Here is a 13,149-nt window from a genome sequence, read left to right on the forward strand (position 1 = left end):
TTCCCATATTTGTTAGTGACGTTCTGGCAAGTAAAATACTTCTGTTCTTACTATATTATCATCAAAATCCATTTCTACATAATAGTCTCGGACAAAATATGATCTCCAGTAATCTTGTAGTGAGTAAATTTCCAATGTTTTGAAATCAACAATGCACAATGGAATGGCTTCTTTATTTTCTCCGTCTGTCTTTCTGTATTCTAATGAAGCTGCTACTTTATTTAGACAGTTCTGACATAAATGGTTTTCCAGCATGTTAGTATCAATTTCGTAATTTTCTGGCAATGTCACATCTATGCTTGCCATACCACGGCTTGGAGTTCCGTCTGAAGAATAAGATATTTCACCTGTATTCCCAGAAAGGAATGAAGTTGAAGTAGCATTTTCTACCTCATTTCCATTTTCATCGTAATTTTTCAGTGGAAAATCAATCACATACCAGTCATTCAGCGAGATCAATCCAATAGTGTCAAAGTTTCTAAAGTAGCTCATCAGGCTTTCTTCCGCATTTCCGCATAGATAACATTCAGATGTGTTTTCCAGGGATGAGCGCAGATCGTCAAAAGTTACATCAATGTCAGCACGGTGTTTAGTAGATACTGGTTGGGAAGATGTCTGCTCATGGGCAGAGGCATAATATGCGATGATTATGGAGATAACAATTATGACTGCCAGAATGGAAAGCCAGAAATAATCCATTCGGATTTGATAATATCGCTTTTCTTTCTTCATATTTTTGATGCTCTCCCCTAATAATAAAATATAGTGTACTTAAAACAAGTTCATTTAAACCATTTTACCATGTTTTGTACTTAAAATGTACTCGTAACATGAACTTATTTTGTACTTATCAAATGGAGAGGAAGCCATATGGAAAAAGATAAACACCTTGGTCTTCGGATTGATTCTGAGACGCACGGAAAATTGAAAAGTCTTGCTGAATTTGAGGGACGTTCTATCAATGGAGAAGTGCTGTATCTGATTCGTCAGGCGATTGCTCAACATGAGAAAGATCATGGCACATTAAATAAATAGGAAGATTATACATCGGGCTGGTGAGTTCCGGTGTATTTTTATGCCAATTTAAAAAGTATCAAATGATGATACTTTTATAGGAATCAGTGATACTTTACGGCAGGTATTTGAGATACCCTTGATACTTTGGACTGTTATACTGATTATGCTGGAAATAAAAGAACAGCAGGAAAACTTCATATGATTATTAGAAAAGCTCTTTCGGGTTAGCACCTCGGAGGGGCTTTTTTTGTTGCCCTGAAATTTTGATTTCCGGCCAATAAGCCACAGGTCTGTCTGATCTGGTGGCCTGAAAGGAAATCAGTACGCATGATCAGAGACATCAGAAGGAGCCGGTCTCCTCCGCTCTTGAATTTGGAACACGAAACAGATTTCAAATTCAGGAGGAACGGACGATGTATGTAGAGCATCCATATAAATTCAATGACAAATTTTATGCAAAAGTTGATGGGAAATTTTATGAAATAACCAGAGAGGTAGCCAAGGCAATGCTTTCCGCTTACCGTAATGAAGTTTACAGAAGTAAAAAGTGGCAGCCAGAAGATCCGGAAACCATGACAAGAAAAACAAAGTGGACGGAGCTGTTGGATTGTGTTTTCAGTGAGAATACAGATGGAATCGGAGTGCAGGACTTACCGGATGAAGGACAGCGGAGCGTAGAAGATCTGGTAATTCTGCAGGCTGAATCTGCAGAACTGCATCAGAATATCGCAAAGCTGTCAGAACATGAACAGTTTATTATCAAGTCCATCTACTTTGATGGTATGAAGCAGGTAGAACTGGCGAAAATACTGGGAATTTCAAAGGTTCGGATGTCTCAGAAGGTCAGCGCAATCTTAAAGAAAATGCGGAAAATGTATGAAATGGGTTAAAGAGTGGGAACGGCACTCTTAACTTTTTCACGAGTTTTGTATTTAGAAATAAAATCAAAACAGATAGAAAGAGAGTGAAAATATGGCAGAAAAAAGATGTTATACGGTGAAAGATTTACAGGAAATGCTGGATGTAAGCAGATCAACGGTCTATAAATTGTTGAGACAAAATGAGTTCCGTTGGATTCAGTTAGAAGGCGGTGGATACCGCATTTCCAAGAAGAGTTTTGACGAGTGGCTGGATAAAGGAAATGCTTCTGTGACATCCTAAATTTTTTGCGAATTGTGAGATATGATTTAAGAAAAATAAATGGAAGGAGAGTGAAACAAGGCAGTGATACAAAGAGTTGGATCGCCGGCAAAACCCCGAAAGTGGATGAGTGTCCACGAGATGGGGGATATGCTGGGATTAAAGAAGACGGACCGTTACTGGCTGGTTCATAAAAACTATTTTCGGACAGAAACATTGCTTGGAAAGATGAGGGTTGAAATTGCCAGTTTTGAAAAGTGGTATGCCAATCAGGACTGGTATCACAAAGTCAATGGAGAAGCACCGGGAAAGGAGTTGAGGCTCAGATCTTATTCCCCAAAAGAAATACATGAAATGCTGGGGACGGACAACGCAACGGTATATGAGATATTGAAGAAAAACAATATTGAGACAATTACAGTGAATGAAAGAATGCGAGTGCCGACGGATGCTTTCTGGGACTGGTATCACAGCCAGTCCAGATACCGTACACAGGAAGATCGTAAGAAAGATGCAGCTGCAGAGGCAGCCAGTCTCAGTATGCCGGAAATGGCCCGGCTGCTTGACGTTCCACGAAGTACCGTATATGGAATCCTGAGCAGTAAAAAATATGCCCCATTGCTGGACGTCATTGTAATTGCCGGACGGAGAAGGGTGACAAGGGAGAGCTTTGAGCGGTTCTTGCAGGCACAGGATACTTATGAACTGTTTAATTTTGAATATGAAGAATTGGAACTGGAAGAAAAACGAGAATATGAGAATTATAGGCGAAGATGCCTTGCAGAAGCAGATCACAGCCAGGAGAAAAAATGTCCGGAGTATCTGACAGTGCCGGAAGCGGCAGAACTGGCAGGAGTGGAGCCTGCAACTATCGCTTATTGGTATACAACAGGAAAAATACCGATTCGGAAAACAGGAAAGATCATTCGTATTCCAAGAGGAGCATTTGGACAGTGGTTATTGAAGCGGAAGGAAAAGGGGGTGGTATAGCATGGCTTCGATACAGAAGAAAAATAACAAATATTGTGTTGTATATTACTGTAAAGATATAGAGGGAAAACGGAAACAGAAATGGGAAACGTATGATACAAAGAACGCAGCTAAAATCAGAAAAGCAGAAATCGAACTGAAAGAGAAAAAAGGCGGTATCATCGTATCGAACTGTAAGACGTTGCAGGATCTGATAAATGAGTATGTAGAACTGTATGGAAAAGACAGGTGGGCATTGTCTACCTATGACGGGAATATGTCATTGCTGAAGAATTATATATTGCCTATCATTGGGAAAACTCCACTGACGGATATCAATACCAGATTCCTGGAGCTTTACTATAAGACGCTGACAAAGACGCCATCCGTTCCAGACTTGAACGGAAATGTCAGAAGCGAGTTCGTATCTACCAGTGTAATCCGTGATGTACATAAGTTGCTAAAGAGTTGTTTTAATCAGGCTGTGAAGTGGGATATCATGGAGAAGAATCCAGCATTTAAAGCAACGGTACCAAAGCATAAATCAGAGAAAAGGGTAATATGGGATGCAGAGACCTTTGCATATGCTCTGGATGTGTGCGAAAATGAGTGCCTGAAATTGTGTATGAACCTTGCCTTTGCAGGCTCTCTTCGAATAGGGGAACTGCTGGGGCTTACCTGGGATTGCGTGGATATATCGGAAGAAGCGATTAAAGAAAACAGGGCGTATCTTTATGTAAATAAGGAAGTACAGAGGGTCAGCAAAAAAGCGTTAGAGGAATTAGACCAGAAAGATGTGATCGTCATATTTCCAGAGGAGCGGAAAACGAATAAGACGGTACGCATTATGAAAACACCAAAAACAGAAAGCAGCGTGCGGAAAGTGTTTTTACCCAGGAGCGTAGCTGAAGAACTGATTGCATGGAAAGCACAGCAGGAGGAGATAAAGGATATTTTGCAGGATGAATACCAGGACTATGGCCTTATCCTTGCTACTGAATATGGACTTCCAAGGGGAGGTGCGTATATTAGAGATTCCCTGAATAAGCTGATTAAACAACATGATTTACCACAGATTGTGTTTCACAGTTTCCGGCATATGAGTGTTACCTATAAGCTTAAGCTGAACGGCGGTGATATAAAGGCGGTACAGGGAGATTCTGGTCATGCACAGGCAGATATGGTTACAGAAGTATATTCGCATATCATAGATGAAGACAGACGGCGCAATGCGACACTGTTGGAAGATTCCTTTTATAACAGGAAGAATCTGAATCCGCAGATCCATGATACAGAAAAGAGGACGATGATGGAAGTTCCAGAAGGAGTGGACGCAGAGTTACTTGCAAAAGTTCTCAGCAATCCGGAAATGGCTGTGTTGCTGACATCATTAGCAAAATCAATGCAAGGGGAACATAATTAGGATAAAAGCAGACCGGTGGAGAGCAAATTCTCTGCCGGTTTTATTTATGAGATCAAATCAGAGCATGTGAGAAAAAAGAGGTAAAATAGTGGTCAAAGCATCTTGCGTAAATGGCGGTATCTGATGTATAATTTAGAAGAAATCTGACAAAGAAAATAGTGTATCATACATTTCATTTCCCGCTTTTAAATGGGCAGGATAGTTGGATTTTATGATTTGAAAAATTATAGATGGAGTTGGCGCTTTATATTAGAAGCGTACAATCATTTTCTCAGAAAATGTAAAAATCCGGAATAATTTTCAATGATCTTATATGAACAGAAATAGTCCGGGAAGGCGCTTTTTTACTGGACTTATAAATGAATAGGTTGTCTCTGTTGGACTAGTCTGAACCTGCATAAAAGTTGCTCCTAAGCACTAGATGTGGGTTCGATTCCCGCACGGGACGTCCTATCAAAAGCGGAATGTATTAGAAAAATTTCTAATATAATTTCCGCTTTTTTGTTTTTTCAGAGGGAAAATGGAATGGAATATCAGCTAATACGGAAAGAATCCTATTAGCCGCTGTCTAATAAAACGCATTGCTGGTATAATAGCTGGAAATAAATCGAAATTCTAATAAAAGAGAAAAGCCAGCTGTTTATTTGAGAAAGTGGATGTAAATTCAAGCTCAGATAAGAAAAAAGAGGAAGGGAAATATCCGGCGGTAAGTTATTAGGTGTGAATACAATAAAATCTTTGCTTAGTGAAAACTAAGGTCAACAGTAAGCCTGTTTGGATCAGATTTCAAAAAGAAATCTATCTGGACAGGCTTTTTCTGTTACAGATAAGAAATGGAGGAAAGATATCAGGAAAGAGAAGAGGCACAGCAGTTGGCAGATATGCAGGAGCTTCAGAGCCAGTTACCGGATGTTGAATTGCCAGAAGATGCAGAAACGGAAGAACCATTATTTCCTGATCAGCAGGCAATGACAAACGAATTGCCTGCTCAAGAGGATTCAGAAATATCAGAACCAATACAGGTGGTTAATTTTCACATTACAGACGATGCTCTTGGGCGGGGGACTGCAAAAGAAAAATTCCGTGCAAACATCATGGCTATTCAGTTGCTTAAAAAATGCGAAAGTGAAAACCGTCATGCAACAGCAGAAGAACAGGAGATTTTATCCCGGTATGTTGGTTGGGGCGGATTGTCAGATGCTTTTGACGAAAGCAAGCCTGCCTGGGAAACCGAATATCTGGAACTGAAGACAGTACTAACCCCGGAAGAATCGCCAGTCTGTTATATCCAGATGCCAATATCCAGATTAAAGGATTTGAGAAAACAGATTACCCGAATGACTTTTTTAACGTGGTAATCGGAAACGTACCTTTCGGAGCCTATAAAGTAAATGACAGGCAGTATGAAAAGTACAATTTCTTTATTCATGATTATTTCCTCGCAAAATCCTTAGATCAACTTCGACCGGGTGGTGTAACTGCACTGATTACCACAAAAGGAACGATGGACAAAGCATCACCGGAAGTGAGAAGATATCTTGCTGAGCGGGCAGAACTGCTTGGGGCAATCAGACTTCCCAATACCGCATTTTCAGCCAATGCAGGAACAGAAGTAACGGCGGACATCCTGTTTTTTCAGAAGAGAGAAAGTATTTCCCATGAAGAGCCGGAATGGGTTCAGCTTGGTAGTGACGCAAACGGAATAAAGGTAAATCAATATTTTGCAGAGCATCCGGAAATGATTCTTGGAAAAATGGAAGAGGTTTCAGGTCCATATGGTATAGAAACAACCTGTTCACCGATAGAAGAAGCAGATCTGGAAATTCAGCTGTCAGAAGCAATCAAACATATTCAGGGAACTATGACACCTGCACTTGACCGGGAATCGGAACTGGATGAAATGATAGAAAGTATCCCGGCTGATCCGAACGTAAGAAATTACAGCTTTACAGTGGTTGATGATCAGATCTATTATCGGATCAATTCCCTTATGAATCCGGTTAAAATGCCGGCAATGACAGCAGAGCGTGTAAAAGGAATGATTGGTGTCAGAGATACCATAAGAGAATTGATTGCCCTGCAGATGGATGAATATTCCAGTGATGAGGATATTGCTGCTCTTCAGAAACGTTTAAATGAAGTTTATGATGCTTATACGGCAAAGTATGGTGTCATTGGAAGTAATGCCAACAAAAGGGCATTTTCGGACGATTCATCTTACTGTCTGCTGGTTCTCATACCGATAGATCATATTGACAATTTTTTGTAACAAAATTTCTTCCGTATATGGTTCAAAATGGATCTTTTTATTTTCTGCAGAGACACAGGGATAATAAATTCCAATGGCTCCATGATGCGGATTTTCCCCGTTACATTTTTTTCTCAGAAGCTTCCCAAGCTCCGGCGTCGTTTCTTTCAATACATGAGCCGTTCCCTGAAGCTGCTCCGAAAGCAGCTCGGCATTCAGAGGGTAACAGCCGTCCCATTTTTTTGTCAGATAGACGATCGGCAGCTGAAAGTGCTCTTTTCCAAGGAGTACCCTTTCTGCCAGTTCTTTTTCTCCGATTCCCAAAGATACGGGCTTCCCTGTAACAGGCAGCCTCCCATCAATTCCAGCGTACCCCTTCCGTATCACCAGTCTGATAAAATATGGGGGAGAAAAACGGTAAAAAAATGAGCTTGTCTGTTCTGTCACTTCCTGATCCAGCCTGACAGAAAGTCTCTTTTCTTCCAGATTCAGGACAAGATCAGACGTCCAGATCATTCCATAACTGTCTGTTTTCTGAAATCTTGCCGCGATTATCCGCTTTTCCGGAAGGTCTTCCACTGCCAGCAGTCTTTGTTCCTCCTGCCAGCGCACTCCCTTCATCCTGTCATGCGGACTTCCCTGATTCCACTCCAAGAGCAGCCGCACAAATTCTTTCTTTGAAAATGTTTCCTTCACCGGAATCATTGCAGAATAAATCTGCATAGAATCCCCCCTTTTTCTACTTTTCCTGCTAAAAATAAATACATAGAAATACCCCTTTCTTAAAAAATGGTGTAACGATTCATTTGAATGTGTGGTATTGTTTGGATTATAAAGATATAAAGATGATATAGATGAATAAAAAAGATAAGTAAAGATTGACTTTGAAATGATAGTCTATATTACCATGTATTGCGAGATTTTGCAAGTATTTAAAATCAAATCCAAATATCTTCGCCTGCATTCACAGAAAAAGAGCAGAAACTTTTTCCCGGAAAAGTTCCTGCTCTTTTTCATCTCTGATCAATTCTTATCTCGGCCAGCGCTCTTCTTTGGATAACAATTTCGGAAAAGGCTGATGCGGCTCTGACTGGTACCAGTAAGCAACACTGGATACATCGTCCTGCCGTTCAAAGAGACCTTTGTGGCAGACACCGATCTGCTGGATCGTCACACGGATGTCTTCGTCAAAAAGAATCGGATCCAAAATGTGCCAACGGTAAAAACCACGTTCCGTTGGTGTATCATTCATATGATAGGGATTATAGACTGTGTCGTCTTCTCTGGAATAATAGGGATATCCCATAAAAGGTGTGCAATACGTCTGTTCCTTGGCCACGCCATTTTCTGTTCTTGTAAAGCTCCAGGCGCCGCCAAAATAATCCTCTGTTCCCGTACCACAGATGGTCGGATATTCTTCATCACCATCCAGATAAACCTTTAATTCTCCCTCGCCCCACCAGTAACGTTCCAGGGCTGCAATGGCCAGGTAGGTACCAACGTAATGACCTTTTCCTTTTACGCCATCCAGAATCGTATAGTCCTTCTTCAGCTCCGTCAGACGCTCCCGTCTCCATTGTGCATGGAAATAAGCCATATCCTCCGGAAGCTCATCATAAAGAGTATAATCAACCTGATAGAAAAATGCCGGTACTTCTGCTTCATGCTGGTTTTCCAATGTAATACGGGCTTTTTTTCGGAAAGGCATCTGAAAATAACTATTGAAGCCTCTGGAAGGATTCACCACGATCGGGAGCGAATTTACCAGACATTCTCTTGCAAACCCACAGCAGAAAAAATCTCCCAATGGACTTTCCACAGACGGTTCTTCTTCATCGTCCCAGTAAATCCTCAAAACCAGATCACGCAACACGTAATAATCTTTTTCCGTACGGTCTGTCACAGTCATCCAGATATGCTGTATCACACCCGGTCCTTCCATTTCAGCCAATACTCTTGTTTCTCCTGGAATGATCTTCTGCATGCAGGGAGAGCCTTTTCTGCCTGCGCCGAGGCTTCCTGCTGCCATTCCGCCTTTTCCCTTTTCACCTTTCGGATTTTCCTGATTGATACAACGGCTCTTTCCCTTTTTCTGAAGCATCAGTGAATCCAGGCTATTAGTAAACTGAAGCATGTTTTTCTCCTTTTCCTGCCTGTCTCTTATTTCTGATTCTGCCAATAGGTCTGGATTGCATCAGCTGCTGTATCCCGATCCATCATACCGGTAAGATACTGCTGCATAACGGCTCCGTTTTCTGACCAGAAATCTGACGGCAGGAGACGGCTGAATGCATAGGTACTGGATACTGCTCCGTTTGCAATATAATCCTGAGTAGAAGCAACCAGCGGATTATCATAAGAAACATCCACTTTACTGAACGGCAATGCCATATCCAGAAGATCGGACATCTCCTGTGCTTTCTCCACACAGAAAAATTCTACCAGTTTCTTTCCTGCTTCCTGCTGTTCCTCTGAATTCTGGCTTGCATCAATGCAGTAACCTTTGGAACAGAAAACGCCAAGTTCTGTATTTACCGCATCCTCTTCCTTTCCGGTCAGCGGACAGGGCATTAAACCGAATTCGTCATCTGCGGAAGCAGAATCTTTTATATAATTCCATGCCCAGTCACCCATAAACCACATGGCAACGTCACCTTTTGCAATGGCCTGACCATCAATATCTGTGTTTCCAACCAGCGGGTCATTGGCATTATAATTGTATTTTGCAATAATATCAAAGGTGTCCATCACGCTGTTCCAGGCATCGTTGCTCTTCAGTTCTGCGGAACCATCCTTCAGACTGTTGATGAAATTCTGCTGTGCTTCCGTATCTCCCTGAATACCGGAAAATACCTGGCTGAGATAGTGAGATCCCAAAGACCAGTCCACACCGGTAAACATGATCGGAGCCACGCCGCCTGCCTGAATTTTCTCACAGAGAGCCTCAAGGTCTGCATTACTCTTGATCGTAGAAGGATCGAAAGTCTCACCGGTAGCTTTCTCGATGACGGTTTTGTTATAAACGATACCCATGGCTGTCACACAGTTGGGAACTGCATAAAGTTCTCCGTCTTCACCTTTAAACACATCGAGATAGGATTCATCTACCTGATCCGTGATCCAGGAATCTTCTGTCAGATCATATGCTGCCATATTCTCAATATTTTGCTGGATATCGACCGGATCCATGATGGAAATGGTTGGCGCATCGCCGCTTGCGTAAAGAGTCATCCATTTCTGTTTCTCACTGCTGTCATAGGCAATATAGTTGACCTTGATATCCGGATTTTCCTCCATAAATTCCTCACATAACTGCTCAAACTGAGCATCCTTGTTGGGCAGTGTGGTGTAAAGGGAAATCGTTACCTGGCTGTCAGAATCTGCAGACACAGTCAGACCAGATACGAGAGAACCAGCCATTGCAGCTGTCATCAACGCACAAATCAGTTTCTTTTTCATTTGAATAACCTCCTTGGAAATTTCTTTTGCTGAGATATAGCCTAAATGGTTGTTTCCGGTTATTCAACCGGTTATTTCCAAAACCAGATCTTTTAACAAAAATGAAAACCACTTTTTGTTACTTCTGCCCAAAGTTTCTGTTTTTCACACTCTCCCTCACGATCAGTTCCAGCGGAAAACTATAACTATGTACGGCTACTGCTTCTCCCCGTATCCTTTTCATAAGAAGTTTTACCGCTTCCTTCGCTCGAAGAGAAGGATACTGACGGATGGTTGTCAGCCTGGGCGTCACAAGTTTTGCAAGAGGATTATCATCAAAACCTGTCACAGAAAGTTCTTCCGGAAGTTTTAATCCCTGCGCAGAGAATACATCCATAGCCTCACAGGCATAGTAATCCGAGCAGAAAAAAGCTACCGTATATTCCTGTTTTTTTGCTCTTGGAACAAAGCTTCTGAAAATTTCTGAACGCAGAAGCCGCTCCTCCGGCACCACAAAAATATCTTTCTCCTCAAGTTTTTTCCCCACAGCTTCTAAAGCCTCTCTTACTCCTTGCAGCTTTTCTTTCGTACTTCCATAATCCATCCGTTCGTCACAGAAAAAAGCGATTTTTTCATGTCCTTGACTGAGCAGATACTCTGCCATGCTTCTGGCACCATCCACACTCTGACCGCTGACATTATCATAATCCCCTTCCTCTGAATCAATAAAGACCACCGGTTTTGGCATACATTTTGACAAGTACTCACAGGTCTTTGGATTCTGTCCCAAAACCAGTACTCCTTCTACCTGAAAAGCCTGACTTTTCCGAATCAGTTCGTCTTCATTTAAAGAAGAATCGTACCACACATTTCTGTGATAAAGATGAAGTTCTTTTTCAATCGTTCCAAGCATTTCTCCACAAAAAGGATCCATGAGAATATTTTCTTTCGTTCCAAGACAAAAGCTTACCAGAATAAATTTTAATTCTTCTGTCTCTTTTTCCGTTCTGTAATCGGCAACATAGTGATAACGTACCAACGCTTCCTCGATCTTTTTTCTCGTTTCTGCTGACATTTTTCTTGTTTTCCCATGGATCACATTAGAAACGGTAGTTGTACTGACTCCCAGTTCCTCTGCAATTTCCTTGATTGTCACCATATTCCCCTCCTCCGCTTTTCTTTTTTTACTATAACAGATTTTGAGAAACTTTTGTATCCAGACAATAAAAAAACCAGAAGCTTTTGCTCCTGGCTCTTATCTCATATACCTTCAAAACCACACACAGAAATTTATTTCTTCCATCCGAATCTTTCTACCCAGACTGCCTTGTTATGGAAGTTCTGTTCGCTTCGCTCACAGAACAACCAACGCACTAGACTCTGTCTTCGTCTTCGACTTGCCAATTGTCAAGTGCTTTTGGCTTGGTTAAGCCTTCGACCTATTAGTATCAGTCAGCTCCACACATTGCTGTGCTTCCACCTCTGACCTATCTACCTCGTCGTCTTCAAGGGGTCTTATCGCTTTCGCATCTATTATTGATTTTATTTTATCTTGAGGAGGATATGAAAATGAGTGAAAAGAATGATTTTATACAATTACCACCAATCAAAAAAGACACACCGTCTGATGTGGTAGCATTTATCTGGGAGTACATGAAAGTACCGGAGAACTCGAGAGAAAAAGTTAAGAATCTGCTTAAAGATGCAAATGAAAATGGAGTAAAATTAAGTCATCAGGCACCAACACTGTATGATGTTGTCCCAAAAGAAGAAATTGCTGAATTTGAAGAGCTTATGCGCAAAACCATAGCTGACATTGTATCAGAAGCCAGTAGCGTTGCCTGTTGGGTGTATGTGCAGAAATATGTGAAACAGAAAACTCTTGATGAAATGCTGCAAGAATTGCCAGGAGCAGGCCAGTTTATCATTGTCATGGATACCTGGAAAGACTGATGGCGGAATAATGGATGCTATGATAGAATAAAGAAAACGATTTGAAGTGCAAATCGGTATTTTGTGGAGGAAACAAACATGGAAGATAATAAATCAATGACTGTCAAGAAAACGGTAAAATCAGGAATAACTTTTGGAAGTGCATTAGCTATGGTTATTAGTTATACAACGTGGAAGTCTGTCGGCTGGGCGATTTTTCATGGATTACTTAGTTGGGTGTATGTCATATATTTCCTTTTGCGCTATTAAATTTGAATTTGTGGAGGATAACTATTGTGGATAAAGCAGTTATTTATATACATGGAAAAGGTGGTAATGCTGAAGAAGCTATTCATTACAAACCGCTCTTTAGTAATTGTGATGTGATTGGTCTCGACTATATTGCACAGTTTCCATGGGAAGCAAAAGAAGAATTTCCATTACTTTTTAATTCAATTTATAGAAACTACAAGACTGTTGAAGTAATTGCCAATAGCATTGGAGCGTATTTTGCTATCAATGCCTTATCAAATCAGCAAATAGAGAAAGCATATTTTATTTCGCCCGTTGTAGATATGGAAAGGCTTATTGCTGATATGATGATTTGGGCAAATGTTACAGAGGATGAACTCAAAGAGAAAAAAGAAATTCAGACAACCTTTGGAGAGACTCTTTCATGGGATTATCTTTGCTATGCAAGAGAAAATCCTATTATATGGGAAATCCCAACGCACATTTTGTATGGTGAAAAAGATAATCTTACCGCTTATGGAACGATATTTGAATTTGTACAGAGGACTAATTCAACACTTTCTATTATGAAAAATGGAGAGCATTGGTTTCATACGGATGAACAAATGAAATTTCTTGATGAATGGATAATAAAATCTTCCAAATAAATTCCAGTTGAACAAAATCGCTGCGCGATGGCCTGCCAAGGCTATGGCGCAGTTTTTCTTTACACTTTAATAAAAAGCAGTGG

16 protein-coding genes are annotated in these 13,149 nt (G+C 40.9%); 11 read left to right on the top strand and 5 right to left on the bottom strand.

Annotated features, from left to right (window positions below):
• Positions 1-12: 12 nt before the first annotated feature.
• On the bottom strand, positions 13-732 hold the full coding sequence (locus AB5Z12_RS11125; RefSeq protein WP_368368657.1) for a hypothetical protein: 720 nt from the start codon (positions 730-732) through the stop codon (positions 13-15).
• Between the two features lie 138 nt (positions 733-870).
• Between AB5Z12_RS11125 and AB5Z12_RS11130 the strand changes: the two genes are divergently transcribed.
• From AB5Z12_RS11130 to AB5Z12_RS11165, 8 genes are all read left to right on the top strand, one after another.
• Entirely contained in the window at positions 871-1,035 is a 165-nt protein-coding gene (locus AB5Z12_RS11130) for an Arc family DNA-binding protein (protein ID WP_118062271.1), read from the top strand.
• A 395-nt stretch (positions 1,036-1,430) separates the two neighbouring features.
• On the top strand, positions 1,431-1,907 hold the full coding sequence (locus AB5Z12_RS11135; protein WP_294432410.1) for a sigma-70 family RNA polymerase sigma factor: 477 nt from the start codon (positions 1,431-1,433) through the stop codon (positions 1,905-1,907).
• An 82-nt stretch (positions 1,908-1,989) separates the two neighbouring features.
• The gene (locus AB5Z12_RS11140) at positions 1,990-2,178 is read left to right on the top strand and encodes a helix-turn-helix domain-containing protein (protein ID WP_055057014.1); all 189 of its coding nucleotides are present in this window, start codon (positions 1,990-1,992) and stop codon (positions 2,176-2,178) included.
• A 5-nt stretch (positions 2,179-2,183) separates the two neighbouring features.
• Entirely contained in the window at positions 2,184-2,351 is a 168-nt protein-coding gene (locus AB5Z12_RS11145; protein WP_368368658.1) for a hypothetical protein, read from the top strand.
• Complete coding sequence (locus AB5Z12_RS11150; RefSeq protein ID WP_368368659.1) at positions 2,308-3,147, top strand: helix-turn-helix domain-containing protein; 840 nt, start codon at positions 2,308-2,310, stop codon at positions 3,145-3,147. The genes AB5Z12_RS11145 and AB5Z12_RS11150 overlap by 44 nt, the downstream gene beginning before the upstream one ends.
• Before the next feature lies 1 nt (position 3,148).
• Positions 3,149-4,549: a tyrosine recombinase XerC gene (xerC, locus tag AB5Z12_RS11155; protein WP_368368660.1), complete on the top strand. Its 1,401-nt coding sequence runs from the start codon at positions 3,149-3,151 to the stop codon at positions 4,547-4,549.
• Positions 4,550-5,382: 833 nt separating this feature from the next.
• Positions 5,383-5,907, top strand: coding sequence for a hypothetical protein (locus AB5Z12_RS11160; protein WP_368366639.1), 525 nt, complete (start codon positions 5,383-5,385; stop codon positions 5,905-5,907).
• Positions 5,901-6,818 (top strand): N-6 DNA methylase, encoded by a 918-nt coding sequence (locus AB5Z12_RS11165; RefSeq protein WP_330637366.1) that lies wholly within the window; start codon positions 5,901-5,903, stop codon positions 6,816-6,818. Before AB5Z12_RS11160 ends, AB5Z12_RS11165 begins: the two co-directional genes overlap by 7 nt.
• Here AB5Z12_RS11165 and AB5Z12_RS11170 read toward each other — a convergent pair.
• The 4 genes from AB5Z12_RS11170 to AB5Z12_RS11185 form a co-directional block, all read right to left on the bottom strand.
• Positions 6,762-7,520, bottom strand: coding sequence for a hypothetical protein (locus AB5Z12_RS11170; protein ID WP_368368661.1), 759 nt, complete (start codon positions 7,518-7,520; stop codon positions 6,762-6,764). The genes AB5Z12_RS11165 and AB5Z12_RS11170 overlap by 57 nt on opposite strands.
• Before the next feature lie 307 nt (positions 7,521-7,827).
• On the bottom strand, positions 7,828-8,931 hold the full coding sequence (locus tag AB5Z12_RS11175; RefSeq protein WP_148463802.1) for a glycoside hydrolase family 172 protein: 1,104 nt from the start codon (positions 8,929-8,931) through the stop codon (positions 7,828-7,830).
• A gap of 26 nt (positions 8,932-8,957) precedes the next feature.
• Positions 8,958-10,256: an ABC transporter substrate-binding protein gene (locus AB5Z12_RS11180; protein ID WP_177968725.1), complete on the bottom strand. Its 1,299-nt coding sequence runs from the start codon at positions 10,254-10,256 to the stop codon at positions 8,958-8,960.
• A gap of 118 nt (positions 10,257-10,374) precedes the next feature.
• Positions 10,375-11,460, bottom strand: a complete 1,086-nt coding sequence (locus AB5Z12_RS11185) for a LacI family DNA-binding transcriptional regulator (protein WP_330651444.1) — start codon at positions 11,458-11,460, stop codon at positions 10,375-10,377.
• 344 nt (positions 11,461-11,804) lie between these two features.
• Here AB5Z12_RS11185 and AB5Z12_RS11190 point away from each other — a divergent pair, with 344 nt between their 5' ends.
• The 3 genes from AB5Z12_RS11190 to AB5Z12_RS11200 all read left to right on the top strand — a co-directional run bounded on the left by AB5Z12_RS11190 (position 11,805) and on the right by AB5Z12_RS11200 (position 13,066).
• Positions 11,805-12,188, top strand: a complete 384-nt coding sequence (locus tag AB5Z12_RS11190) for a hypothetical protein (protein WP_227200188.1) — start codon at positions 11,805-11,807, stop codon at positions 12,186-12,188.
• Between the two features lie 78 nt (positions 12,189-12,266).
• Positions 12,267-12,437 (top strand): hypothetical protein, encoded by a 171-nt coding sequence (locus tag AB5Z12_RS11195; protein ID WP_015535374.1) that lies wholly within the window; start codon positions 12,267-12,269, stop codon positions 12,435-12,437.
• A 26-nt stretch (positions 12,438-12,463) separates the two neighbouring features.
• Positions 12,464-13,066, top strand: a complete 603-nt coding sequence (locus AB5Z12_RS11200; RefSeq protein WP_148463806.1) for an alpha/beta hydrolase — start codon at positions 12,464-12,466, stop codon at positions 13,064-13,066.
• Positions 13,067-13,149 lie beyond the last annotated feature (83 nt).

Origin of the sequence: Ruminococcus sp. RTP21358st1_G6_RTP21358_211008, assembly GCF_040908885.1 — a bacterium.
Lineage (GTDB): Bacteria > Bacillota > Clostridia > Lachnospirales > Lachnospiraceae > Blautia_A > Blautia_A faecis.